We start from the raw sequence: 24,171 nt of genomic DNA, 5'->3' as shown, positions 1-24,171 counted from the left end.
GATCCGTGCCGGCACGCCGGCCGGCTTCGTAACCCCTCATCCTCCCACGCCTGCGGCGCGGGCCCCTCCTTCTCCCTATGGGAGAAGGGTTCTTCAAGCCGCTTTCACCGGCTGCTCGATCCAGAGGCCAAAGCCCACCGCCAGGCGGTTCCAGCCGTTGATGACGTTGATCATCAGGGTCAGCTTGACCTGCTCTTCTTCACTGAACTGGGCCGCGAGGTCGGCGTGCGCCGCCTCCTGGGTGTGGCCTTCGGACAGGCGCGTCAGGGCCTCGGTCCAGGCCAGGGCGGCGCGTTCGCGGGGCGTGTAGCAGGGCGCCTCGCGCCAGGCCGACAGCAGGTAGATGCGCTGCTCGGTCTCGCCCTGGGCGCGGGCTTCGGCCGTGTGCATGTTGATACAGTTGGCGCAGGCGTTGATCTGCGAGGCGCGGATCTTGACCAGTTCGATCAGGCTGGGCTCCAGGCTGGCGGCGATGACGGTCGAGGCGGTGAACCACGACTTCATCACGGCGGGAGCGGCGGCGAAGGGATCGAGCTTGGCGGTCATGGCGGGTCTCCTTTGAGAGGGTTGCGCCGTCATGACGAGGCGAGGACCGCGCGTGTGACGCGGCCTCGCGAAAAAAGTTTCAGGCCGCGTTCCGCAGCGCCGCCACCGCATCGCGGGTGGCCTGGGTCAGGGGCGAGGGCAGGGCGTCGAGCGCGAACCAGCCCCAGTCGGCGATCGCGTCCGGCTCCTGGATCGCGGGCTCGCCCACGCAGCCGTCGGCGCGGTAGGTGACGGCCAGCCAGTGGCTGTCGGCGGTGATCATGTCGGTGACGGCCAGCACCGGACCGGCATTGACCTCGATCCCCAGTTCCTCGCGGATCTCGCGCTCGGCGCAGGCGCGGCCGGGTTCGCCCCAGTCGAGCTTGCCGCCCGGCTGGCCCCAATGGCCGGCCTCGGGCTCGCGGCGACGCCGGACCAGCAGGATGCGGCCCTGGCCGTCGAGAATGGCCGCGCCGCAGCCGACGCGGGGGCGGAGAGGGGAGTCGCTCATGGCGCTGTCCTACGCCCCTTCGTCGATGGTTTGTAGACTCGCCGCGCTGGCCTTATATCCACGGCTCATGACCAACGACGACGTCCTTGAAGAATTCCGCGCCGCCGGCGCCCTGCGCGAAGGTCACTTCGTGCTGTCCAGCGGCCTGCACAGCCCCGTGTTTCTGCAGAAGAACCTGGTGTTCATGCGGCCCGAGCGGTGCGAGCGCCTCTGCAAGGCCCTGGCCGACAAGATCGTCGCCACGGTGGGCCATGTGGACGTCGCCGTCTCGCCGGCCGTCGGCGGGATCATCCCGGGCTACGAGACCGCCCGTCATCTGAACGTGCCGTCGATCTATGTCGAGCGCGAGGGCGGCGGCTTCAAGTTCCGCCGCGGCTTCCACCTGGAGCCGGGCCAGAAGGTCGTGATGGTCGAGGACATCGTCACCACCGGCCTGTCGTCGCGCGAATGCATCCAGGCGATCAAGGACGCCGGCGGCGACGTTGTGGCGGCCGCCTGCATCGTCGATCGTTCAGGCGGCAAGGCCGATGTCGGCGTGCCGCTGATCGCCCTGGCCAGCCTGGACGTGCCGGCCTATCCGGCCGACGCCCTGCCGCCCGAACTGGCCGCGATCCCGATCGAGGATCCGGGCAGCCGCCGGCTGAAGGGCTGAGACCCATGCTGCGGCTCGGCGTCAACATCGACCACGTGGCCACGATCCGCAACGCGCGCGGGTCGAGCTATCCGGAACCGGTGCGGGCCGCCGAGCTGGCGCTCGCGGCGGGCGCCGACGGCATCACCGCGCACCTGCGCGAGGATCGCCGCCACATCAGCGACGCCGACATCGTCGTGCTGACCGACCTCTGTCTCAAGCGCGGCAAACCGCTGAACTTCGAGATGGCGGTCACCGACGAGATGGTCGGCATCGCGATCGGGGCGCGGCCGCACGCCGCCTGCCTGGTGCCCGAGCGGCGCGAGGAGGTGACGACCGAAGGCGGTCTCGACGTGGTCAAGGGCGCCAACCGTATCGCCGACGCCACCGGCCGCCTGCGCGGTGTTGGGTCGCGGGTGTCTCTGTTCATCGAGGCCGATCCCGCCCAGATCCAGGCCTCGGCCGACGCCGGCGCCCAGGTGGTGGAACTGCACACCGGCGCCTATTGCGACGCTGCCCGGGCCGGCGAAACCGAGCGCGCCGCCGCCATCCTGGAGCGCCTGAAGGCGGGCGCGGCCCTAGCCGCCTCGCTGGGGCTGGAGGTGCATGCCGGCCATGGCATCGACTACGCCACGGTCAAGCCGATCGCGGCCATCCCGCAGATCGTCGAGCTGAATATCGGCCACTTCCTGATCGGCGAGGCGATCTTCGTGGGCCTGCCGCAGGCGATCCTGCGGATGCGGACTCTGATGGACGCGGCGCGGCTGGAGTTGGCGGCGTGATTATCGGGATCGGCTCGGACCTCAGCGACATCCGCCGGATCGAGAAGACCCTCGAACGCTTCGGCGAGCGCTTCACCAACAAGGTCTTCACCGAGATCGAGCGCAAACGGTCCGAGCGCAAGCCCGACCGCGCCTCCAGCTACGCCAAGCGCTTCGCCGCCAAGGAGGCCTGCTCCAAGGCGCTGGGCACGGGACTGAAGCAGGGCGTGCACCTGGCCGACATGGGCGTGGTCAACCTGCCGTCGGGCAAGCCGACCATGGCCCTGACCGGCGGGGCGGCGGCCAAGCTGGCGCAGCTGATCCCGGAGGGCATGGTCCCGGTGATCCATCTTTCGCTAACCGACGACCACCCCTACGCCCAGGCCTTCGTGATCATCGAGGCCCTGCCGGCGTCCTGACGGCGCGCGGCTTGCAGCGATCCCCTTCCGGAACGGCCGTTGCGCCGTTTCGAAACGGGGGGACTGCAACATGACCATCTGGACCGGCGAGGACGTCGAACCCAAGCGTTCCAATCTGGCGCCCTGGCAGCAGCGGCCGTTCGCCTGGCTGGCCATCGGCTGGGGTTTCCTGGCGCTGGTGCTGGTGGCGATCCTGGCGACCTTGACGCTCTAAAGTCTATCCAAGGATGGCTTTGGCGATCCGACGTCGGCCAAAGGGGGAGCGGGATCTCGCAATTTTCCTTCTCGATTTAACTTAAGGTTGAATTTTGGCCTCTGTTCCGGCATGGTTAATGCTCAGCGCCAGAGGCCCGGCGCGCCGTTGGGGGACGGATCGTGGCTTTCATTTCCGCATTCACGCGAACGATCGCTTCAACGCTTGCGATGGCGGTGCTGGCCGGTTGCACGACTGTGCAGCCTCAGGACACGCGGGTCAGTACCATCAACAACCAGGCGGCCGACTACGGCAACCAAGCCGTTCTTCTGAACGTGCTCCGAGCGCGACACCACGAGCCGCTGACATTCGTGTCGATCACGACCGCGCAGGGCGCGAGCACGCTTTCGGGACAGGCTGGCTTTGGCGGCTTCAATCTCGGCCCGCATCTCCATACCAATCCCAGGAGCTTTCTCCTCGGGCCGGACACGCTGACCCGTTCGGGGCAGAGCACGGTCAATGTCAGCGTGATCGACACGCCCGAGTCGTACGTCGCTCTGCTCACGCCGACCACGCCCGCCTCCTTGGCCCTCTTCATCAACCAGGGCTACGATCGCAGTCTGCTGTTCCTGCTCGCCATCGACCACATCCGCGTTGATGATGGAACAACCGTCAAAGACTTCCGGAACGACCCTTCCAGCGACAGTGATTTTGTAGAGTTTGGCGCACTTCTCTTCTCACTTCTCAGGCAGGGCCTGACCGCGGAGATCGATGTCACGGCGATGCCGACGGGGCGCTCGCTGCCGCGCAGTCGCCTGTGCTTCGACGGGGTGATCATCCCCCCGTACTACGCGCTGACGTCGAAGACGCCATGGGTCGCTGATCCGGCGGCGTCCACCTGCGACAAGGCCGATTGGCTGGAAGCTGTCGCTGGTTCAGCTTCGCAGAGCGGTGGTGGGACCGCGAGCGCCCCGACGATCGTGGCGACCGCCGATGGGGCGGCCTGGATGGCGCTCGATGGCGGCAGGAAGCTCGTCCGCGTCCGCGATGGGAAGACGGATTACTACGACATCAACGTGCCCAAAAAGGCGGAGACCCCCAAACCTTCGCCTCTGCGAGCCTTCAAGGTCGCGCACAATGGGATGACCTACGAAATCTACACGCGGTCGATCTTCGGCATCTACGCGTATCTCGGCCTGATCGGTCGCCTCTACGACGGCCGTGCTGCGCCGATCGACAACCTTACCGCCGATCCCAACTTCCTGCACATCACCACCGACAAGGCGGACTGCTTCACGAAGGTCGAGTATCGAAAGGCCGATTATTGCGTGCCTCGTGCGGCCGACAGCACCAAGGACGTATTCAATTTCCTGCGGCAGATGCAGGCCTTGAACACGGCGCCGTCTAACACCGCCACGACGCTGACCGTCACGACTATTCCCTAGTGAGCAAAGGATGCCGCATGTCCAAGAAACGGGAACCGCGCGTCGCTAGCGCGGAAGCGTCAGAATTGTCGGAGAAACAGATGCAGGACCTGCACCAGGCCTTGGCTGGGCTTGGCCTTGGGGATCTGCGGATCAGCGCCATGACAGTCAATCGAACGGACCGGGTCGCGGGCGGGTCATGCCACGTCGTGAAGTTGCCCAACGGCCAATTTCACATCGTTTGCGACTAGGGGCCGGACTGAAGACTGAGCGCCCAGTCGTCTGCTGCTGATGGCGCCGCCTTTCAGCTCGCCGGCGCCGCCTCGCGGCGATAGCGCGCGCTGCGGCCGTCGGAGCTGACGGCTTCGAAAGCTGTCACCGCGCCCTTGGCGTCGCGTTCGAACACCACGCGGCGGCTGGGTTCGTCCAGAACAGTGAAGCTCTCGCCGCCCAATGGCAGCAGCACGGTGACCGGACGCTTGCCGCGCTTCATGCCGATGCGGCCGTCGAGTTGGACGATATCGATGCCGCCGTAGCCGCCGACATAGTCGGCTAGGGGCTTGGCCGCAGGCGGCGAGGCCTCGGCGCGGATCGCCTCCAGCGCCCAGCGGGCGTCCTGAGCGTCGGGGCCGGCGGCGGTCTTGAGCACCGTCTCCAGCGCCAGGGCGCGGGCGGTCTCCAGCGCCTTGGCGGGCACAACCGCGACGTCGGGCTGCACGCCGTCGCCTTCCCAGTTGGTCTTGGTGATCGGGCTGATCGGCGAACCGTTGGACACGAAGACCGCGAAGCCGCCGGCCACCGGCACGGGGCCGCCCGGATTGGCCGCCCCGGCGCTGGCCTCGCCGACGATGACGGCGCGCCTGGCGTTCTTCAGGGTGTAGGCGAAGGCTTCGGCCGCGGAGCCGGTGCGCGGGCTGACGAGCAGATAGAGCGGCACGTCGAGGCGCGGGGCGGCGTACCAGTCGGTCGGGGCTTCGCTGGCCGTGCCCTCGCGGTACTTGAAGGTGTTGTAGATGTCGGCGCCCTTGGGCGTGAAGGCGCTGGAGAGGTAGCCGACCATGGCCGGCGAGCCGCCGCCGTTGTCGCGCAGGTCGATGATCACCGCGTCGGCGTTGGCCACCGTCTGCAGCGCCGCCTCGATGGCCTTGCGGGCAGGTTGGTCGGGCTGCCCGAACTCGAAGTCGGCGAACATCCGCAGATCGATATAGCCGAGATTGCCGCCCAGGATCTCGACCCGGCGCACGCCGTAGTTGGCTCGACGGAACGGGTCGGGCCGGGTGACGTCCGAGCCCGCCTGGGTAGGAGCGGGGCGAGGTGTCGATCCCGCGCCCCCCGGCGGCGGGCCGTCGGCCGAGGGCGGCGACCAGGAGACGCTGAAGTGGTGATCCAGCGGCCGCAGGCGCTCGCTGAGCGTGGTGGCCAGGTCGCGCGGGTCGGTCAGGCGGTCGTAGGCGCCCTTGGCGGCCTCGGCGCGCAGCTGGGCCGCGACGGCCGCGCCCTTGGCGGCGTCGTAGTAGTTGTCGGCGATGGCCTTGGCGACGCCGTCGACCACGGAGCGGGGCGCGACCTGCGCGGCCTGGACGACCGAGACGGCGCACAGGCCGGCGGCGAGGGCGAGAAGCGGGATGGACGGGCGCATGGCGGATCCCCTGACGAACCGCGCCGGAGAACATCATTCGTCGACTGTCGCGGCCAATGAATAATCTTTAAGGCGACCATCGTTCGGTTCGCCCAATCGTCGCCATGAAGCGTCACTATCGCGCCGATGCTTGCTCGCGGCGGCAACCGCGTCTAGCAAGACCTGTCGGGCTCGCCCGAACCCCATTCGCAAAGAGCCCCGCGCGCATGACCGAAGCCGTCGAGACCACGCCCCCCGAAGAAGAAAAGGGCGGCGCCGTCAACGAATTCATCGAGATCATCAAGACCGTGGCCTACGCCCTGGCCATCGCCCTGGTGCTGCGGGTTCTGCTGTTCCAGCCGTTCACGATCCCGTCGGCCTCGATGGAGCCCAACCTCTATCAAGGCGACTACATCATCGTCTCGAAGTTCTCGTACGGCTATTCGAAGCACTCGATCCCGTTCAGCCCGCCGCTGTTCAAGGGCCGCATCCTGGGCTCGACGCCCAAGCGGGGCGACATCATCGTCTTCAAGCTGCCGCGCGACGGCCACGTCGACTACATCAAGCGCCTGGTCGGCCTGCCGGGCGACCGCATCCAGGTCCGCGGCGGCGCGCTCTACATCAACGACAAGCCCGTCAAGCGCCAGGAACTGGCCGACGTGCTGGTCGACAGCGGCTACGGCTTCACCCAGCCGATGAAGCGCATCCAGGAAACCACGCCCGAGGGCCGCACCTACCTGACCCAGGCCGACGCCGGCCCGGACACCCAGGGCGACAACACCGGGGTCTATGTCGTTCCCGAGAACTGCTACTTCTTCATGGGCGACAACCGCGACAACTCGGCCGACAGCCGCTTCAACCCGGGCATCTCGCCGTTCAAGACGGATCCGGGCGCCTGCAAGTGGAACTACGAGAACGACCAGTACACGGGCGACTCGATCGGCGTGGGCTTCGTCCCGGCCGAGAACCTGGTCGGCAAGGCCCAGATCATCCTGCTGTCGTGGAACGCCGACGCGCACCTGTTCAAGCCCTGGACCTGGTTCCTGGACGCCCGTCCGAGCCGCTTCTTCCGCGTGCTGAAGTAACACCATGGCCGTGAAGGACAGACGGGTCGCCGCCGTCGGCGACCTGGAGCGCCGGATCGGTCATCGGTTCGAAGATCGCGAACTGCTCGAGCGGGCCCTGACCCACGCCAGCGTCGGCGACGGCGCCAAGGCCAAGGTCCGCGACAACGAGGTGCTGGAGTTCATCGGCGACCGGGTGCTCGGGCTCCTGGCCGCCGAGGCCCTGGCCGAGCGCTTCCCCAAGGCCAAGGAGGGCGAGCTCGCCCCGCGCCTGAACGCCCTGGTCAGCCGCGAGACCTGCGCCCGCGTGGCCAAGGGCGCGGATCTTGGTCCCGCCCTGCGCCTGTCGGCCTCGTCCAGCAAGATCGGCGGCCGCGAGACGGAATCGATCCTGGCCGGCGCCTGCGAGGCCTTGATGGCCGCGCTCTACCAGGACGGCGGGCTGGAACTGGCCCGCAAGGTGTTCCTCGACCTGTGGTCGGAGGAGTTCGACCGGGCCGGGCAGGGGCGTCCGCGTGATCCGAAGACCGCCCTGCAGGAATGGGCGCAGGGCAAGGGCAAGCCGCTGCCGACCTACCGCGTGCTCGAGCGCACCGGCCCCGACCACGCGCCGGTGTTCACCGTCGAGGTCCTGGTCAAGGACGTCGATCCAGCCATCGCCAAGGGCAAGTCGCGCCAGGAAGCCGAGAAGGCCGCGGCGAAGGCGCTGCTGGAGCAGGTGGGAGCGGGTTAAACCCCCTCAGTCGCTCCGCGACAGCTCCCCCAGAGGGGGAGCATCTGGCGCGGCGAAGATCCTCCCCCTCTGGGGGAGGTGGCCCAAAGGGCCGGAGGGGGTTTCGGGGGGAGGATTTTGGGCGCTGCTGTGCTACACGCACGCGCAATGACTGACTCCACCCAGAACACCCGCGCCGGGTTCGCCGCCATCATCGGCGCGCCGAACGCCGGCAAGTCCACCCTGGTCAACCGCATGGTCGGGGCCAAGGTTTCGATCGTCACCCAGAAGGTGCAGACGACGCGCTTCCCCGTGCGCGGCGTCGCCCTGTCGGGCAACGCCCAGATCATCCTCGTCGACACCCCCGGGATCTTCAGCCCGCGCCGGCGGCTCGACCGCGCCATGGTGCGCTCGGCCTGGGCCGGCTCGGAAGAGGCCGAGGTCACCGTGCACCTCGTCGACGTGCAGGCCGAACTGGCCGACCGCGCCCGCAACGCCACGCCGGCCGAGCACCGCGCCGTGCAGGACGTGCAGACCATCATCGAGGCCCTCAAGGAGAGCGGGCGCAAGGTGATCCTGGCGCTCAACAAGATCGACGGTATCAAGCGCGACACCCTGCTGGGCGTGGCCAAGGACTTCTTCGACGCCGGCGTCTACACCGACGTCTTCATGATCAGCGCCGAGACCGGCGCGGGCGTCGACGACCTGATGGCCAAGCTGGTCGAGGCGATGCCGGAAGGCCCGTGGCTCTATCCGGAAGACCAGACCGCCGACCTGCCGGCCCGCCTGCTGGCCGCCGAGATCACCCGCGAGAAGATCTATCTGCGCGTCCACGAGGAGCTGCCCTACGCGGCCACCGTCGAGACCACTTCGTTCGAGGAACGGGCCGACGGCAGCGCTCGCATCGAGCAGACCATCTATGTCGAGCGCGACGGCCAGCGGGCCATCGTGCTGGGCAAGGGCGGCCAGGTGCTGAAGTGGATCGGCCAGGCCTCGCGCGAAGAACTGCAGGACATCCTGGACCGCAAGGTGCACCTCTTCCTGCACGTGAAGGTCAAGGAAAACTGGGCCGAGGAACGCGGCCTGTTCAGCGACATGGGTCTCGATTTCGATGTTTGACGGACAGGTCGCTCCCAGCGTGGACCTCGACGCCTATTTCGCGCGGATCGGCTACGCCGGCCCGCGCGAGCCGACGCTCGAGACCCTGCGGGCGATCTGCCAGAAGCATCCGGACGCCATTCCGTTCGAGAACCTCGACGTGCTGCTGGGCCGGGGGATCAGCATCATCCCGGCCGACATCGACGCCAAGCTGCTGACGGCCCGGCGAGGCGGCTACTGCTTCGAGCAGAACGGACTGCTGAAGCGGGTGCTGAAGGCGCTGGGCTTTGAGGTCCAGTCGCTGATGGCGCGCGTCTGGTGGATGAAGCCGCCGGAAGCGCCGACCCGCGCCCGCTCGCACATGATCCTGAAGGTCACGATCGACGGCAGGGACTGGCTGGCTGACGCCGGTTTCGGCGGCTGCGTGCTGACCGCGCCGCTGGATCTGTTCTCGGACGAGGTCCAGGCCACGCCCAACGGCGCCTTCCGCATCGAGCCGGCCGCGCCGGAGATGGGCGGCGAGCGTCTGGTGCTGGCCGACCTGTCGGGCAAGTGGGCGCCGCTCTACCAGGTGGCGCTGGGGCCGTGGGACGACGTCGACTACGAGCCGGCCAACTTCTTCACCTACACCCACCCCAGCTCCCACTTCACCTGGAGCATGACGGTGGGCCGCACGACGCCGACCGCCCGCTACGCCCTGAAGAACAACCGCCTGACCCACCGCGACGCCACCGGCGCTCTGGTCGAGCAGCGCGACCTCTCGGTCGACGAGCTGGAGACGATGCTGCGCGACGTCATCGGCCTGCCGGTCGAGCCGGAATGGCGCGCGGTGCTGGAGAAGGTCGTGGGCTGGGGGACGCCCGCCTAAATGGCCCGGTTACGCTAAATGGAATGGGAGGACGACGCCTTCGTGCTGTCGGCCCGCGCCCACGGCGAGACGGGGGCGATCGTCGAGCTCTTGACCCAGGACCGGGGCAAGTTCGTCGCCCACGTGGCCGGGGCGGCGTCGCGGCGGATGAAGCCGTTCCTGCAGGCCGGGGCGCGGGTGATCGTCCGCTATCGCGCCCGCGGTCCCGACCAGATGGGTTCGGCCCAGCTGGAGCCGATGGGCGAGGGGCCCTCGTCGCTGTTCGACGACCGCCTGGCTTTGGCCGGGCTGCAATCAGCCGCTTCGGTCGCAGCTGGTGCGCTGCCCGAGCGCGAGCCGCATCCGGGCGCGTTCCTGGCGCTGGAGACCCTGATCCGAGTGCTGGAGATGCCCGACATCTGGCCGGCGGTCTATGTGCGCTACGAGGCGGGTCTGCTTCAGGACCTGGGCTTTGGCCTGGATCTCTCCAAGTGCGCCGCCACGGGCGACGTCGATGACCTGGTCTATGTCAGTCCGCGCACGGGGCGGGCCGTCAGCCGCAAGGCCGGCGCGCCCTATCAGGACAAGCTGCTGCCGCTGCCGCCGTTTCTGCTGTCGTCGCAGGGCGGCTTGAGCGACGGCGACGTCAAGGCGGGCCTCGACATCACCGGCCACTTCCTCGAGCAGTTCGTGTTCGGGCCTTTGAACAGGCCGTTACCGCCGGCGAGGATGTGGTTGCTGGACCGGCTGGGCGAGGCGGGGCGGCTTTAGGTTTCGACGCCGCGCTACTCCAACCTCCCGTCATTCCCGCCCTTGTGGCGGGAACCCCTGGTTCCGCTCGCATGTGAAGCGCCAGCGGCGTGCTTGGCACGCCGCCTCATCCGCACTTGCGGCTGACAGAGAGGTTCCCGCCACAAGGGCGGGAATGACGGGAGAAGGGGAGAGGGTGTTTCGCTACTCGATCCGCTCGTGGACGCCCTCGGCGCCGCGCACCCAGTAGCCGGCGGCCTTGATCTGCTTGGGCGAAAAGCCGCGAACCTCGACCAGATGCGCGCGCAGGGCCTTGGCCACGCGGGCTTCGGCGGCGAGCCAGATGAAGCCTTCCTTGTCGGCCGGCAGCACGGCGTCGAGCGCGGCAATGAGCGCTTCGGTGTCTTCGCCGCCGTCGCGGACCAGCCAGTGCGGCGTCCAGGCGGCCTTGGTCTCGACGGCCAGGGCGTCGTCCGCGGCGTCGACGATGGCCAGGGTGGTGATCGTCTCGCCGCTTTGCGCTTCCTCCAGCCGACGGCCGATGGCGGGCAGGGCGGTTTCGTCGCCGATCAGCACCAGCCAGGGCAGGTTCTCGGGAAGCAGGACCGAGCCGCGCGGGCCGCCGATGTTCAGCGTGTCGCCGACCTTGGCCGAGAGGGCCCAGGCCGTGGCCGGGCCGGCCTCGTGCACGGCGAAGTCGATGACCAGGCTCTGGGCGGCGTTGTCGAAGCTGCGGGGCGTGTAGTCCCGCATCACCGGCTCGCCGCCCTCGACCGGGAAGAACAGCTTGATGTGGTCGTCGAAGCCGGCGCTGACGAAATCGGCCAGATCGGGCGAGGCGAAGACCAGGCGCAGCATGCCGGGCGACAGGCGCTCGACGGCGGTGACGGTCAGCGCGCGGCGGCGGATCTCGTGGCGCACACGGCGCAGGGCCCAGCGGTCGGTCGCTTCGGCGGTTTCGGCGGGGGTGGTCATCGGCGGGATATCCTTTTCGGAGGATGGGAGTCGGCCCGGACGCTCGAACCCTAGACCCCTGCGTCCGCCCGGGGATGTCCGGCGGAGAAATAAAAACGGCGGGATCCGAGGAGCCCGCCGTTTCCAGGTCTTAGAAGAACACCTTGCGGACGCTCAGCTTCACGCTGCGGCCGATGGGGTCGAGGTAGTCCTCCTGGTAGCTGGTCGGGATCTCGCCGGTGGCGTCGCGCACCGTCTGCTTCTCGTCGAACAGGTTGGTGATCCCGAAGGTCACCCGCGTGCCGCGCAGCACCGGATACTTGGCCACCAGTTCGCGCCGGGCGCCGAGATTGGCGAACAGGCGCAGGTTCACCGTCGTCAGGTCCGAGAACTTCAGCGTGCCGGTCGAGCTGCCGGTCGTGCCGCCGTCGACCTGCGTGGCCTCCCGCCAGTTGGCGGTCAGGCGCGCGCCCATGCCCTGCTTGGTGAAGCCGACCTGGGCCTCGACCTCGTTGCGGGGCGTGCCGCCGCTGCTGCCGATGGCGTCGCCGCTCAACAGGTCGAGCGGGGTTCCGCCGTCATAGATGTAGATCCGCTCGCGCAGGCGCACGGTGTGGAACAGGGCCAGCTGCAGGCGCGCCGCGCCCAGGCCGCCGCCCCCGGGACCGCCCGGGCCGCCGGGACCGCCGAAGCCGCCGCCCGGTCCGCCGCCGAAGCCGCCCGGACCGCGATCGCCGCCGCCGGGACCCCGGTCGCCGCCGCTGCTGGAAGCCTGGTCGCCGGCGGTGCGGGTCTGGTCGGACGAGGTCTGGGCGTTGGCGTTGTCGCCGCTGCGCTGCTCGCCGCCCTGGCGCTGGAGGCCTTGCAGCAGATCCATGCCGGGAGGCTGGGTCGAGCGATCCGCGGTCTGGGCTTGGCCTTGCTGGCCTTGAGCGGCCTGGCCTTGACCCTGACCTTGGCGACCCTGGCCGTCCTGGCGTTCACGCCAGCGCTGCATCTCTTCCGGCGTCGGGGTGGGACGCGGCGGGGTCTTGCCGATCTGGTGGGAGTAGTTGAAGCCCCAGCGGATCTGCTCGCTCTCGCGCTTGGCGTAGTTCACCGGGCGGGCGTCGATGCGGATCAGCGTGCCGTCGCCGTCGCGGAAGAAGCGGTCGGGGAAGGCCGCCTCGGTCGCCGCCGTGGCGCTGGGGAACGATGAGATCGGATTGTCGATGCGGGTGCGCGTGTAGTTGGCGTTGATCGACAGGCCGTCGATGACCGGCGGCTTCACCGTGACGCCGAACTTCAGGACGTTGCGCTCTTCGGACTTCAGGTCGGGATTGCCGCCGCTGACGCGGGTGATCTCGACGCTCTCGCCGTTGACGTAGTCGAACACCTGCACGCCCGTGGTCGTGACCTGGGCCCCGCCCAGCTGCGACATGCTGGGGGCGTTCTCCTGGCGGGTTCCGGAGACGATGAAGCTGACCGGCTTGATCGGCGACCAGTTGAGGCCGCCGCCGACGGTGCTGAGGGTGCCGAAGTCCGACAGCTGGTTCACCGCCAGGTTCAGGTTGGCCGACAGGTCGCCGACCTTGGCCATGAAGTTGTTCTTCCGGCTGGTGATCGGCACGTCGAAGCTGACCTGGGCGTTGGCCGTGCCGCGCGACAGGTCGGCGTCGGTCTCGACGCCCAGACGGCGCGACCAGGAATCCACCCAGGCACCCTCGGCCCCAAGCTTGACCGTCGAGGAGATGTCGCCGCCCGGCAGGCGATACAGCGCGCCGTTCATCACCAGCTGGGTGTTGACCGTGTCGTTGATCGAGTGGGCGGTGTTGCGCTGGAAGCTGCCGGTCGGCAGGTCGGCATAGGGATCGAAGGTCGGATCCAGGGCGGTCAGGCGCGCCTGCAGGTCGACGACGCTGGCGTCACGGTCGCTGGAGGTGCGGCTTTCGTCGTGGTCGTAGTTGCCGGTCAGGTTCCAGCGCCACGACTTCATCGCGCCGTCCAGGGTGAAGCCGCCGTGGGCGTTCCACGAGCGGTTCCACTGCTCCATGGCGCCGAGGTCGGTCACATAGCGATAGAGGGTGGTGTCGCCGGCGTAGAACGGGCTGGTCGTGGGGACGTTCAGCCGGGCCTTCGACAGGCCCTGCAGCGACTGGCTCTGGTCGTAGGACAGGCTGCCGTTGACCGTGGCCGAGACGCCGTTGTCGAGCACGCGGTTGTAGACGGTGTTGTACGACAGGCTGTCGGTGCGCGGCTTCAGCGTGCGGTAGGATGAGACGTCGCCGTCATAGCGCTGGTCGGTCTCGGTCGGCTCGAGGTCGCGGTCGCTTTCCAGCAGCTTGTCGCTGTGGCTGTACTTGAAGGCGCTGTTCAGGCGGCCCTGGCGGTTGAGACGCAGGGTGCTGGAGTCGAACTGCTCGGTGGTCTGGCCGCCGTCGGTGGGACCGGCCAGGCTGACCTCGCCGGTGCGGGCGCGGAAGCGCTGGCGCAGCACGACGTTGACCACCTTCTGGTCGGCCGAATAGCCGTACTTCAGGGCCACTTCCTCGGGCAGGATCTCGACCCGCTGGATGGCTTCGGTGGGGATGTCGCGGATCTCGCCCATGCCGGAGATCCGGCGGCCGTTCAGCAGCACGACGGGCGAGCCGCCGCTGGCGCTGGTGGTCTGGGCCGACAGTTCCGACAGCAGTTCGGTCACCGAGCTGACGCCGAGGGAGCGGACGTCGGCGGCGGTGAAGGTCTCTTCCGGCTGGATGTCGCCCAGCACCGCGCCGTACTGGCGCTGGCCGGTGACCACGATGCCCTCGACCTCGACGTCCTCGGCTTCCTGGGCGACCTGGCGCGTCTGGGGGGCGGGCTTGGCGGCCTCCTGCGCGTACAGCATCGACGGCGTGATGCAGCCCAGAAGGCCCAGCAGGGCCATCTTCCTCGTCATTTCCTAAATCCCCACGGCTAGGCCGAATCCCTCGAGTTCAGCCTCTGTAACGCACTCAACCCCGACGCAGCCTGAACGAACTGGTTCAGGTTCGGTTTGGGTTCATCGGCTAAGGATGGGGGATGCGCATCCTGTTGGTCGAAGACGACGCGCCGTTGGCCGAGAGCATCGCCCAGGCCCTGCGCGAAGAGCAGTTCGCGGTCGATATCGCCGCCGACGGCGAGACCGGCGCGCACCTGGGCTCGACCGAAACCTACGCCGCCGCCGTGCTCGACCTGGGCCTGCCCAAGCAGGACGGGCTGTCGGTGCTGCGCTCCTGGCGCGAGCAGAACCGGCCGCTGCCGGTGCTGATCCTCACCGCCCGCTATGGCTGGACCGAGAAGGTCGAGGGCTTCAAGGCCGGCGCCGACGACTACCTGACCAAGCCGTTTCGGGTGGAGGAGCTGGTCATGCGCCTGCGCGCTCTGATGCGCCGGGCGGCCGGCCATCATGGTCCGAAGATCGCCTGCGGGCGGCTGACCTACGACGCCCAGTTGGGCGGGTTCGAGTTCGACGGCATGCCGCTGAAGCTGACCAGCTTCGAGTGGCGGGTGTTGTCGTGCCTGATCCTGCGCAAGGAGGTGGTGGTCGAGCGGATGGACATTCTGGAACAGGCCTATGAGGGCGACGCTGGCGGCGACTCCAACTCGCTGGAGGTCATCGTCGGGCGCCTCAGGCGCAAGATCGGCCACGAGATGATCGAGACGGTGCGCGGGCGGGGCTATCGCCTGACCGCCGGGGGCGAGCCGTCGTGATCGCGTCGCTGACCTCGATCCGCGCCCGGCTGCTGATCAGCGGCGTGCTGTTCACCATCCTGGCGGTGGTGCTGGCGGCCCTGACCATCCGCCCGACCCTCGACCAGTTCGTCCGCCGCAACGTCGACGCCAGCCTGGAATCCCAGATTTCGGTGCTGGCCCGGGCGGTGAAGCCCGACGGCTCGCTGGACCAGGACCGCATCCAGTCGGTCGGACCGTTCGTGCGACGCGGGGCGGGCTGGGCCTGGGTGGTCAAGGGACCGGCCGGGACGCTGCGCTCGCAGACCGTGGCCATGATGGATCCGCGCCAGAGCGCGGGCCCGTCGCCCTGGCCCAAGGCCGAGGGGCCGCGCCCCGATCGTGATCGCCCTCAAGGACCGCAGAGCGCCCAAGGCCCGCAAGGCGAACGCCCGCCTCGCGAGGCCCATCTCGAAAAGCCGCCGACCGGTCCGCTGAAGGAGTCGCGCCGCTGGCGCTCGCGCAGCGGCTGGAACGAGAGCTTCTATTTCCGCACCCTGACGGTGAACTCCAGCCGCGGCCCGGTGGTGATCACCGCCGGCGCGCCGCGCTACATCCGCGACCGCATGCGCGACGAGGGGCTGCGGCCGCTACTGCTGTCGCTGTCGGTGCTGGGCGTTGGCCTGCTGGCGGCGATGATCGGCCAGCTGGAGCTAGGCCTACGGCCGCTACGCAAGCTCGGAACCTCGCTGGCCGCCGTGCGGGCCGGCGAGCAGCAGCGCATAGAGGACCGCCAACCCAAGGAGCTGGAGCCGGTGGTCGCCGAGCTGAACGCCTTGCTCGACCACAACGAGGCGGCCCTGGCCAAGGCGCGCAGCCATGTCTCCAACCTGGCCCATGGCCTGAAGACCCCGCTGGCGACGCTGGCGGTGAGGCTGGCCGAGCCGGGGCGCGATCCCGACGGCAGCCTGGCCAGCCTGATCGCCCAGATCGACGGCGCGATCGGCCATCACCTGGGCCGGGCCCGCGCCGCCTCGCCGGGGGCGCCGGGGCGTCCGGCCCTGCACGTCAGGCCGCGCCTCGAGGATCTGGTCGCGGCCCTGTCGCGCATCCACGCCGCCGCCGGCGTGCGGGCCGAGCTCGACATACCCGACGACCTGTTCGTGGCTTGCGATCCGCAGGACTTCGACGAGATGACCGGCAACCTGCTCGACAACGCCTGGAAGTTCGCGGAGCGGACCGTGCGGGTGAGCGCCAGTCGCGACGGGGGCAGGGCGGTGCTGGTCATCGACGACGATGGCCCGGGCCTGACCGACGAGGCCGCCGCCGCCGCCCTGGTGCCAGGCAGCCGGCTGGACGAACGCGGAGCCGGCCACGGCTTTGGCCTGCCGATCGCGCTGGAACTGGCCGAGCTGCATGACGGGGCCTTGACCCTGGGGCGCGCGCCGATCGGCGGCCTGCGCGCCACCCTGGCCCTGCCGGCGCGCATCGGCGAAACCGCCGAGGGCTGACGCGCCGATCCCAATCCCGTGATCGGTCGACCAGGCGACCAACAAGCTGCGCCGATCTGTTAGGGTCACGGCGAGGGCTGTTGATGAAAACCTACACGTTCGTCTGTCTGGCCGCGAACCAGGTCGCCACGGCCGTCGATATCCAGGACCTGGACGAGGGCGGCTATCGCCGGCACGCCCTGTCGCTGCTGCGCGACCACGGCAGCGCCCAGGCCGTCGAGGTGTGGCGCGACGAGGCGGTGATCGACCTCGTCGAGCGGGCCGGGGCCGTTCTCGGGGCGCCGGCGGCCGGTTAGGCCGTAAAAAGCCCCCACGGCCTCGAATCGAGCGGCCGACATCTGCTAGGCTGGCGGGCCGAAACGAATCTGATTGATGAACAAGCCCGTCCTTCCTCCCCCCGGCGGTCCCGGCGACGGCGACCGCATCCTCGAAGAGCCGCTGACCGAGGCGCTGTCCAAGCGCTACTTGGCCTATGCGCTGTCGACCATCGGCTCGCGGGCTCTGCCCGACGTGCGCGACGGCATGAAGCCGGTGCACCGGCGCGTGCTCTACGCCATGAGCAACATGCGCCTGAACCCGGAGTCCGCCGCGCGCAAGTGCGCCAAGGTGGTCGGCGAGGTGATGGGTAACTTCCACCCGCACGGCGACCAGTCGATCTATGACGCCTTGGTGCGCCTGGCCCAGGACTTCTCCCAGCGCATCCCGCTGGTCGAGGGGCAGGGCAACTTCGGCAACATCGACGGCGATAACGCCGCGGCCATGCGTTACACCGAATGCAAGATGACGGAGGCGGCGACGCTTCTGCTCGACGGCATCGATGAGGACGCGGTCGACTTCCGCCCGACCTACGACGGTCAGGACGAGGAGCCGGTGGTCCTGCCGTCGGGCTTCCCGAACCTGCTGGCCAACGGTTCGGCCGGCATCGCCGTCGGCATGGCCACCTCGATCCCGCCGCACAACCCGGCCGAACTTATCGACGCCTGCCTGCTGCTGCTGAGCAACCCGGAAGCCACGACCGCCGAGATCCTCGAGCGCGTGCCGGGCCCCGACTTCCCGACCGGCGGCGTCATCGTCGAGCCGGCCGCGTCCTTGCTTGAAACCTACGAGACCGGCCGTGGCGGCGTCCGCACCCGCGCCAAGTGGGAGAAGGAAGAGACCGGCCGCGGGACCTACCAGATCGTCGTCACCGAGATCCCGTATCAGGTGAAGAAGTCGGATCTGGTCGAGCAGCTGGCCGACCTGATCGAGAGCAAGAAGGCGGCCCTGCTGGGCGACGTCCGCGACGAGAGCGCCGAGGACATCCGTCTCGTCCTCGAGCCCAAGTCCAAGAACGTCGAACCCGAAGTGCTGATGGAGAGCCTGTTCAAGCTCTCGGCGCTGGAAAGCCGGTTCTCGGTCAACATCAACGTGCTGGACGCGCGCGGCACGCCGGGCGTCATGGGCATCAAGTCGGCCCTGATGGCCTTCCTGGCCCACCGTCGCGAGGTGCTGACCCGCCGGGCCCGCCACCGCCTGGCCAAGATCGAAGCCCGACTGCACATCCTCGACGGCCTGCTGATCGCCTACCTCAATCTCGACGAGGTGATCCGCATCGTCCGCTACGAGGAAAAGCCGAAGGAAAAGCTGATCGAGACCTTCGGGCTCTCGGACATCCAGGCCGACGCCATCCTCAACACCCGCCTGCGCCAATTGGCCAAGCTGGAAGAGATGGAGATCCGCCGCGAGCACGCCGAACTGGTGGAAGAGCGCGACGGCATCCTGGCCATGCTGGCCAGCGACAAGAAGCAGTGGGACCTGGTCGGCACGGGCCTGCGCCAGGTGCGCGCGTCCTTGATCAAGATCAAGCATCCGCTGGACAAGCCGCGCCCGACCGGCGTGACCGGCCGCTCGGTGTTCGACGTGGCCCCGGTGGTCGACGCCGACGCCGCCATCGAGGCGATGATCGTGCGCGAGCCGATCACCATCATCCTGTCCGAGCGTGGCTGGATCCGCGCCGCCAAGGGCAAGATCGAGGACCCGTCGGAGTTGAAGTTCAAGGAAGGCGACAAGCTCGGCTTCCTGGTGCCGGCCGAGACCACCGACAAGCTCCTGCTGTTCACCTCGGACGGCCGGTTCTTCACGCTGGGCTGCGCCAACCTGCCGTCGGCGCGGGGGCATGGCGAGCCGGTGCGGATGATGATCGAGCTGGACGACAAGGTGAAGATCATCGACGTCTTCCCGTTCAAGGCCGGCCGCAAGCGCATCCTGGCCTCCAAGCAGGGCTACGGCTTCCTGCTGCCGGAGGAGGAGGCCCTGGCCAACCGCAAGGCGGGCAAGCAGGTGCTGACCGTAGACGCCTCGGGCGCGGCCTTCTGCCTGGAAGCGGTGGGCGACCAGTTCGCGGTGATCGGCGACAACGGCAAGATCCTGATCTTCCCGCTGGAAGAGCTGCCGGAGATGCCGCGTGGCAAGGGCGTCAAGCTGCAGGCCTATCGCGAGGGCGGCCTGCGCGACGGCCTGTCGTTCAACGCCGAGACCGGCGGCTTCTGGATCGACTCGGCTTTGCGCCGTCGTGACTGGGCCGACTGGCAGACCTTCGTCGGCCGCCGCGCCGGCGCCGGCAAGCTGGCGCCCAAGGGCTTCCCGACGTCCAAGCGGTTCAAGCCCAAGTAGGCTTGAGTGATGTGATATCGGCGAGGGCGTAGCGCGCGTAGGTAGGCGCCATGCTCTCGCCAACCACCTGTGAGATAAGTCGACTTATGAGCTTGTGGCGCAAGTCCGTCGGAGCCCTGGCCGGGTTCCTGGGTCTGGCCGCCGCCCATCCCGGGGTGGCGGGCGGCCTGCCGCGCGCCAAGCCCGAGGCCGCGGGCTTCTCGTCGGAGAAGCTCAAGCGGGTCGATGAGACCATGCAGCGCCTGGTCGACCAGGGCCAGATCGCCGGCGGCGTGACCCTGCTGGCCCGCCACGGCAAGATCGTCAGCGAGCAGACCTTCGGCAAGCGCGCGCTGGAAGACGTCCAGCCGATGCCGCTAGACGCCATCTTCCGCATTCGCTCGGAGACCAAGCCGGTCACCGGCGTGGCCATGCTGATCCTCTACGACGAGGGCCGCTGGAAGCTGGACGATCCGGTCACCAAGTTCATTCCCGAGTTCGAGAACCTGCGCGTCGCCAACGGCGTCGACGCCAGCGGCCGGCCGGTCCTGTCGCCGCTCAGCCGTCCGCCGACCATGCGCGAGCTGATGACCCACACGGCCGGCTTCGCCTACGGCATCGCCGACGATCCGGGCAGCCTCGCCGACCAGGCCTATTATCGGGCGGGCGTGCTGCAGTCGGACTCGCTGTTCTCGATGGTGCAGAAGATCTCGAGCCTGCCGATGTATTCGGAGCCCGGAAAGCTGTGGCGCTACAGCGTCGCGGCCGACATCCAGGGCCTGATCATCGAGCGGCTGTCGGGCCAGGCCCTGCCGGAGTTCATGCGCCAGCGGATCTTCAAGCCGCTGAAAATGAAGGACACCGCCTTCTGGACGCCGCCGGACAAGCTGGCGCGGCTGGCGGCGATCTATGACGCCGACCCCGTCACCGGCAAGCTCATGCCCGCCGTCGAGGGCGGCTGGCGCGACGTCTCCCGGCCGCCGCTGGCGCCGTCGGGGGGAGGGGGCCTGCTTTCCACCGCCCAGGACTTCGCCCGCTTCGCCCAGATGATCCTCAACGGCGGCGACCTGGAAGGCGTGCGCATCCTCGAGCCGGAGACGGTGGCGATGATGCGGCTGAACCACCTGCCGCCGAGCTTCCAGGTGACCACCGACGGCACCTCCGGCGTGCTCAAGCCCGGCCAGCAGAAGGCTTTCCCGTTCGCCCTGGGCATGGGCTACGGCATCGACGTGGCGGTGGCGGTCGATCCGGCCGCCTCGGGCGCGCCGGTGGGGCCGGGCACGATCAGCTGGGGCGGCAGCGCCGGCACCTGGTTCTGGATCGACCCGGCCAACGACCTCTTCTTCATCGGCATGATCCAGCGCCTTGGCGGGGTGGGCCCCGGCCTCGACGCCGAGACCCGCAAGTGGGTCTATCACGCGCTGGAGAAGCCGCCGGTGCGCCAGGCGGCCAACACGGCGACCGCGCCCGCCAAGCCCCCGGCCGGCCCCTCGAAGGGGCCGTCGACCGGCCGGGCGCCGGCCTCGCGCTGAGGCTCTAGCCCCAAGCGCTTGGTTTTCCCGCCTTTCCTCGCTATCACGCCCGCTTCGGCGGGCCTGCTCGCCTCCAGACTTCGAAAGCCGACCCGATGAGCGATACCCCTCCCGACCGTCTGTCCGCCAATCCCGACAGCCCCTTCTACGACGAAGCCGCCATGGAGCGGGGCGTGGGCGTGCGCTTCAAGGGCGTCGAGAAGAACAATGTCGACGAGTACTGCGTCAGCGAAGGCTGGGTGCGGGTGACCGCCGGCAAGACCGTCGACCGCAAGGGCAACGCCATGACCATCAAGCTGCAAGGCGAGGTCGTGCCGTACTTCCGCGACCTCGAAGCCCCGTCCGAGTAGGACGCGGGTGAGCGATCCCGATCTCCAGGCCATGGCCGACGACGAGCTGTCGCGCGGCATGACCCTGAGTTGGCGCGAGCTCTCGAAGGTGATTCCCTGGGGAGACACCTTCGAGGGCATTTCGCCGGCCGGCCGCCACGTCGAGGTCGAGCGGAACTACCTGTGGGCCGCCCAGGAAGGCGGCGACATCCTGTGCGAAGTCGCCGTCTATGGCGGCGAGAGCCGCTATGACCAGGGCGCCCGCGCCCGAGGCGTGATTTCCCGCCGCTGAACTCAACCTTCGCCGTGCAAGCGTCGCGCGCATGCGTTAACCATAACGCTGCTCGTCGAATGGCGCTTGCGGGAGGGGTGGGGTGTATCAATCCGAGTTTCCGGTCGAGACGCCGGTCCCGATCTTCGATCCGACCCTGCTGGCCGGCATCGTCCTGATCGCGCTCGCGGTCGCCGCCCTGGCCTATTGCGCGGGGCGCTTCACGGGTCGCAAGGGCCGGGACGAGCGCTGGCGCGACGTGCCCAAGACCATTCACAAGGCGATCCTGGCCCGCTGCGTGGCCGCCACCAGCGCGCCGACGGGCGAACTGCTGCGCCGCGCCGAAGAACTGGTCGCCGAGGTCGACGCCCGGGTCGGGGCGCTGATCGAGTTCGGCGCCGGCGGCAAGGCGCTGAAGGCGCTGAGCAAGGCCTGCGTCGGCGAGTTCCCCAAGCCCGAGGTCAAGGCCGAGCACAAACCGAAACCCAAGCCCAAGATCTGCACCTGCGGCGGCCACGACGAGGCCAAGGCGGGCCACGATCCCCATGCCAAGCCGCACGAGCCGGCGACCTGCAAGGCGCCCGCGCCCTGCCAGTGCGTGATCTGCTGCGCGCCGGTCACCGTCGGCGGCCTGGCCCTGGCGACGCCGCAGGTGAAGATCAGCAGCAAGCAGACCGTGATCATCAACGCCGGCGCCAGCCCGGCCCAGGCCGCCGCGCCGCATCGCTGCACCTGCGGGGCCGACGCCCACGGCAAGGATCACGACGACCACGAGCACGACGAGGACAAGCCCGAGCCGCCGCTGGAGTGGAACGAGCACATGCGCCGCCTGCGCCTGGTGGTGGTCGAGTTCGCCGACGTCTGGAACAGCCCCGACAACCTGCGCCTGCTCGAACGCTGCCAGAAGCAGCTGACCCACACCGAGCCGGCCCCGAAGTCCGCCCACGGACATGACGACGGCCATGGGGGCGGCCACGGCCACTGAACGGCGCCGCTTGGTTGGGCGCGATTAGGTGCGTATGCTCACGGCAAGGGCGAAATACCCGGTTTCCGCCACGGTCGAGGGCGGACGATTGAGAGCGTTTCCATCGCGGCGCCAGATCGATCGGCGCTCGCGGTGTGTCGCCAGAGCGTGATTCGGCGTAGAGACGGCTCCGTCTTCGCGGGCCGCGGGCCGAAGCAGGAGGAAAGGAATAGGCATGGCCGCGACGGTCTCATCCCTGACGCCGGGTTCGCCGGACGCCGCCAGTGAGCAGTTGTCGCTCTCGGACTACGTGCCGTACCGCCTGGCCACGGCCTCCAGCGCCGTCAGCCGCCTGATCGCCCGCGCCTACGAAGACCGCTTCGGCCTGTCGATCCCGCAGTGGCGGCTGATGTCGACCCTGATCGAGGGGCCGCTGACCCAGCACCAGGCCGTGGCGCGCACCGCTATGGACAAGGTCCGCGTCAGCCGCGCCGCCCAGGACCTGGTCGAGCGCCGCCTGGTGGCCCGCATCACCAATCGCACCGACCGCCGCTCGCATACGTTGGAACTGACCGCCGCCGGCCGTCGCCTGTTCGCCGAGATCCGCCCCCTGGCGCTGGCCTACGAGGCGGCCCTGCTGGCCGGCCTGGCCCCCGGCGAGGTGGCGACGCTGAAGCGGCTCATGGGCCGGCTCGAAGCCGCCGCCGTGCAGCTCTACGGCGCCGACGCGCCGCCTGACGCCGCCGCCGCGCCGCCCGCCGAAGACTGAGCCTCGAAGACGCCGCGGGCGATGGCCCGCGCCAGGGTGTCGGCCGCCGCCGAGCCCAGTCTTGTTAGCGCCACGGCGCGGCCGGGGCCGTCTCCCAGCGCTTGAGCGCCCGAAGCCAGGGCGAAGACCACGTCGCCGTCGAAGGGCGTGTGAACGGGCCTGATGGCCCGGGCCAGCCCGTCCTGGGCCATCATGGCCAGCCGGGTGCACTCGGCGGTCGTCAGGTCGGCGGTGACCGCGACCACGGCCAGGGTGGTGTTGGCGCCCTGCGTCAGCCGTCCCAGGGCCGCCAGCTTGGAATCGTCCGGGATCGGCTCGACCTGCGTTGGCGCGTCGGGCGCGGGGCGGACGCCGCCGAACTCGCCGTCGATCTCCCAGGGCCAGGCCCAGAAGGTTTCGCCGTCGGCCATTCGCACCGAGCCGACCGGATTGACCGCCGCCAGGGCGCCGACCACCAGGCCCTCGCCCAGGTCGAGCGAAGCGCTGCCGACGCCGCCCTTGGAGAGGCCCGCCATCGCCCCGACGCCGGCGCCGACCGAGCCCAGGGCGAAGTCCTCGCTCGCCGCGGCGGCGGCCTCGATGCCGAGCCAGCGGTAGGGCGGATCCAGGCCCCAGTCCTTGTCGCCGTCGTTGCCCAGATCGTGCAGCACGGCCGCCGGCACGATCGGGATGGCCGGCGAGGTCGGGGCCAGGCGGATGCCGTGTCCGGCCGCCGACAGGGCCGTGACCACGCCGTCGGCGGCGCCCAGGCCGAACACCGAGCCGCCCGACAGGCAGATGGCGTGGGCCTTGCTGAAATTGTTCTCCGGCCTCAGCACGTCGATCTCGCGCGTGCCGGGCCCGCCGCCGCGCACATCGACGCCAGCCGTCCAGGCCTCGGGGCAGAGCAGGGCGGTGACGCCGGAGGCCACGGCCTCGTCCTGGGCGTGGCCCACCGTCAGGCCCGCGACGTCGGTGATCAGGTTGCGCGGACCGGGACGGGGCATGG

General features: G+C 69.2%; 25 protein-coding genes. 19 read left to right on the top strand and 6 right to left on the bottom strand.

Features of this window, described 5'->3' with window-relative positions; genetic code table 11:
* Positions 1 to 93 precede the first annotated feature (93 nt).
* Both AC07NS_RS10745 and AC07NS_RS10740 read right to left on the bottom strand, forming a co-directional pair.
* Complete coding sequence (locus AC07NS_RS10745) at positions 94 to 546, bottom strand: carboxymuconolactone decarboxylase family protein (protein WP_494603086.1); 453 nt, start codon at positions 544 to 546, stop codon at positions 94 to 96.
* A 79-nt stretch (positions 547 to 625) separates the two neighbouring features.
* Positions 626 to 1,036: an NUDIX domain-containing protein gene (locus tag AC07NS_RS10740; RefSeq protein WP_494603085.1), complete on the bottom strand. Its 411-nt coding sequence runs from the start codon at positions 1,034 to 1,036 to the stop codon at positions 626 to 628.
* A 67-nt stretch (positions 1,037 to 1,103) separates the two neighbouring features.
* Between AC07NS_RS10740 and pyrE the strand changes: the two genes are divergently transcribed.
* The 5 genes from pyrE to AC07NS_RS10715 all read left to right on the top strand — a co-directional run bounded on the left by pyrE (position 1,104) and on the right by AC07NS_RS10715 (position 4,485).
* Positions 1,104 to 1,688, top strand: a complete 585-nt coding sequence (gene pyrE / locus AC07NS_RS10735) for an orotate phosphoribosyltransferase (protein ID WP_494603084.1) — start codon at positions 1,104 to 1,106, stop codon at positions 1,686 to 1,688.
* Positions 1,689 to 1,693: 5 nt separating this feature from the next.
* Positions 1,694 to 2,449, top strand: coding sequence for a pyridoxine 5'-phosphate synthase (locus AC07NS_RS10730; RefSeq protein ID WP_494603083.1), 756 nt, complete (start codon positions 1,694 to 1,696; stop codon positions 2,447 to 2,449).
* Complete coding sequence (gene acpS / locus AC07NS_RS10725) at positions 2,446 to 2,847, top strand: holo-ACP synthase (RefSeq protein WP_494603082.1); 402 nt, start codon at positions 2,446 to 2,448, stop codon at positions 2,845 to 2,847. The genes AC07NS_RS10730 and acpS overlap by 4 nt, the downstream gene beginning before the upstream one ends.
* 70 nt (positions 2,848 to 2,917) lie before the next feature.
* Entirely contained in the window at positions 2,918 to 3,061 is a 144-nt protein-coding gene (locus AC07NS_RS10720; RefSeq protein ID WP_494603081.1) for a hypothetical protein, read from the top strand.
* A 161-nt stretch (positions 3,062 to 3,222) separates the two neighbouring features.
* Entirely contained in the window at positions 3,223 to 4,485 is a 1,263-nt protein-coding gene (locus AC07NS_RS10715; RefSeq protein ID WP_494603080.1) for a hypothetical protein, read from the top strand.
* 283 nt (positions 4,486 to 4,768) lie between these two features.
* On the opposite strand, the gene AC07NS_RS10710 is transcribed toward AC07NS_RS10715, so the two are convergent.
* Positions 4,769 to 6,103 carry a S41 family peptidase gene (locus tag AC07NS_RS10710; protein WP_494603079.1) on the bottom strand — a complete coding sequence of 445 codons (1,335 nt, stop codon included), beginning with the start codon at positions 6,101 to 6,103 and terminating at the stop codon, positions 4,769 to 4,771.
* A gap of 206 nt (positions 6,104 to 6,309) precedes the next feature.
* On the opposite strand from AC07NS_RS10710, the gene lepB reads away from it, so the two are divergent.
* The 5 genes from lepB to recO all read left to right on the top strand — a co-directional run bounded on the left by lepB (position 6,310) and on the right by recO (position 10,574).
* On the top strand, positions 6,310 to 7,167 hold the full coding sequence (gene lepB / locus AC07NS_RS10705; protein ID WP_494603078.1) for a signal peptidase I: 858 nt from the start codon (positions 6,310 to 6,312) through the stop codon (positions 7,165 to 7,167).
* A 4-nt stretch (positions 7,168 to 7,171) separates the two neighbouring features.
* Positions 7,172 to 7,879, top strand: coding sequence for a ribonuclease III (rnc, locus tag AC07NS_RS10700; RefSeq protein ID WP_487288204.1), 708 nt, complete (start codon positions 7,172 to 7,174; stop codon positions 7,877 to 7,879).
* Positions 7,880 to 8,026: 147 nt separating this feature from the next.
* Positions 8,027 to 8,977, top strand: a complete 951-nt coding sequence (gene era, locus AC07NS_RS10695; RefSeq protein ID WP_487288203.1) for a GTPase Era — start codon at positions 8,027 to 8,029, stop codon at positions 8,975 to 8,977.
* On the top strand, positions 8,970 to 9,824 hold the full coding sequence (locus AC07NS_RS10690; RefSeq protein WP_494603077.1) for an arylamine N-acetyltransferase family protein: 855 nt from the start codon (positions 8,970 to 8,972) through the stop codon (positions 9,822 to 9,824). The genes era and AC07NS_RS10690 overlap by 8 nt, the downstream gene beginning before the upstream one ends.
* Positions 9,825 to 9,842: 18 nt before the next feature.
* Positions 9,843 to 10,574, top strand: a complete 732-nt coding sequence (recO, locus tag AC07NS_RS10685) for a DNA repair protein RecO (RefSeq protein ID WP_494603076.1) — start codon at positions 9,843 to 9,845, stop codon at positions 10,572 to 10,574.
* 183 nt (positions 10,575 to 10,757) lie between these two features.
* Here the strand turns inward: recO and AC07NS_RS10680 are convergent, their stop codons facing one another.
* Both AC07NS_RS10680 and AC07NS_RS10675 read right to left on the bottom strand, forming a co-directional pair.
* A complete protein-coding gene (locus AC07NS_RS10680) occupies positions 10,758 to 11,528 on the bottom strand; it encodes a siderophore-interacting protein (protein ID WP_494603075.1) in 771 nt (256 codons plus the stop codon).
* Positions 11,529 to 11,658: 130 nt separating this feature from the next.
* On the bottom strand, positions 11,659 to 14,424 hold the full coding sequence (locus AC07NS_RS10675) for a TonB-dependent receptor plug domain-containing protein (protein WP_494603074.1): 2,766 nt from the start codon (positions 14,422 to 14,424) through the stop codon (positions 11,659 to 11,661).
* Between the two features lie 122 nt (positions 14,425 to 14,546).
* Between AC07NS_RS10675 and AC07NS_RS10670 the strand changes: the two genes are divergently transcribed.
* From AC07NS_RS10670 to AC07NS_RS10630, 9 genes are all read left to right on the top strand, one after another.
* A complete protein-coding gene (locus AC07NS_RS10670) occupies positions 14,547 to 15,218 on the top strand; it encodes a response regulator (RefSeq protein ID WP_494603073.1) in 672 nt (223 codons plus the stop codon).
* Positions 15,215 to 16,687 (top strand): ATP-binding protein, encoded by a 1,473-nt coding sequence (locus AC07NS_RS10665; protein WP_494603072.1) that lies wholly within the window; start codon positions 15,215 to 15,217, stop codon positions 16,685 to 16,687. Before AC07NS_RS10670 ends, AC07NS_RS10665 begins: the two co-directional genes overlap by 4 nt.
* An 83-nt stretch (positions 16,688 to 16,770) precedes the next feature.
* On the top strand, positions 16,771 to 16,983 hold the full coding sequence (locus tag AC07NS_RS10660; protein ID WP_494603071.1) for a hypothetical protein: 213 nt from the start codon (positions 16,771 to 16,773) through the stop codon (positions 16,981 to 16,983).
* A gap of 76 nt (positions 16,984 to 17,059) precedes the next feature.
* Complete coding sequence (gene parC / locus AC07NS_RS10655) at positions 17,060 to 19,339, top strand: DNA topoisomerase IV subunit A (RefSeq protein WP_494603070.1); 2,280 nt, start codon at positions 17,060 to 17,062, stop codon at positions 19,337 to 19,339.
* Between the two features lie 86 nt (positions 19,340 to 19,425).
* On the top strand, positions 19,426 to 20,850 hold the full coding sequence (locus tag AC07NS_RS10650; protein ID WP_494603069.1) for a serine hydrolase domain-containing protein: 1,425 nt from the start codon (positions 19,426 to 19,428) through the stop codon (positions 20,848 to 20,850).
* Between the two features lie 95 nt (positions 20,851 to 20,945).
* Positions 20,946 to 21,200: a DUF3297 family protein gene (locus tag AC07NS_RS10645; RefSeq protein WP_494603068.1), complete on the top strand. Its 255-nt coding sequence runs from the start codon at positions 20,946 to 20,948 to the stop codon at positions 21,198 to 21,200.
* Positions 21,201 to 21,231: 31 nt separating this feature from the next.
* Positions 21,232 to 21,471, top strand: a complete 240-nt coding sequence (locus AC07NS_RS10640) for a hypothetical protein (protein WP_487288429.1) — start codon at positions 21,232 to 21,234, stop codon at positions 21,469 to 21,471.
* Positions 21,472 to 21,553: 82 nt separating this feature from the next.
* Positions 21,554 to 22,435, top strand: a complete 882-nt coding sequence (locus AC07NS_RS10635; RefSeq protein ID WP_494603067.1) for a hypothetical protein — start codon at positions 21,554 to 21,556, stop codon at positions 22,433 to 22,435.
* A gap of 214 nt (positions 22,436 to 22,649) precedes the next feature.
* Positions 22,650 to 23,183: a MarR family winged helix-turn-helix transcriptional regulator gene (locus AC07NS_RS10630; protein WP_494603066.1), complete on the top strand. Its 534-nt coding sequence runs from the start codon at positions 22,650 to 22,652 to the stop codon at positions 23,181 to 23,183.
* Here AC07NS_RS10630 and AC07NS_RS10625 read toward each other — a convergent pair.
* Positions 23,129 to 24,169 (bottom strand): P1 family peptidase, encoded by a 1,041-nt coding sequence (locus AC07NS_RS10625; protein ID WP_494603065.1) that lies wholly within the window; start codon positions 24,167 to 24,169, stop codon positions 23,129 to 23,131. The two genes, AC07NS_RS10630 and AC07NS_RS10625, sit on opposite strands and share 55 nt — an antisense overlap.
* Positions 24,170 to 24,171 lie beyond the last annotated feature (2 nt).

It is taken from the genome of Caulobacter sp. GW821-FHT10A10, from assembly GCF_059415745.1.
This window is presented reverse-complemented; position numbering and strand designations above follow the sequence as displayed.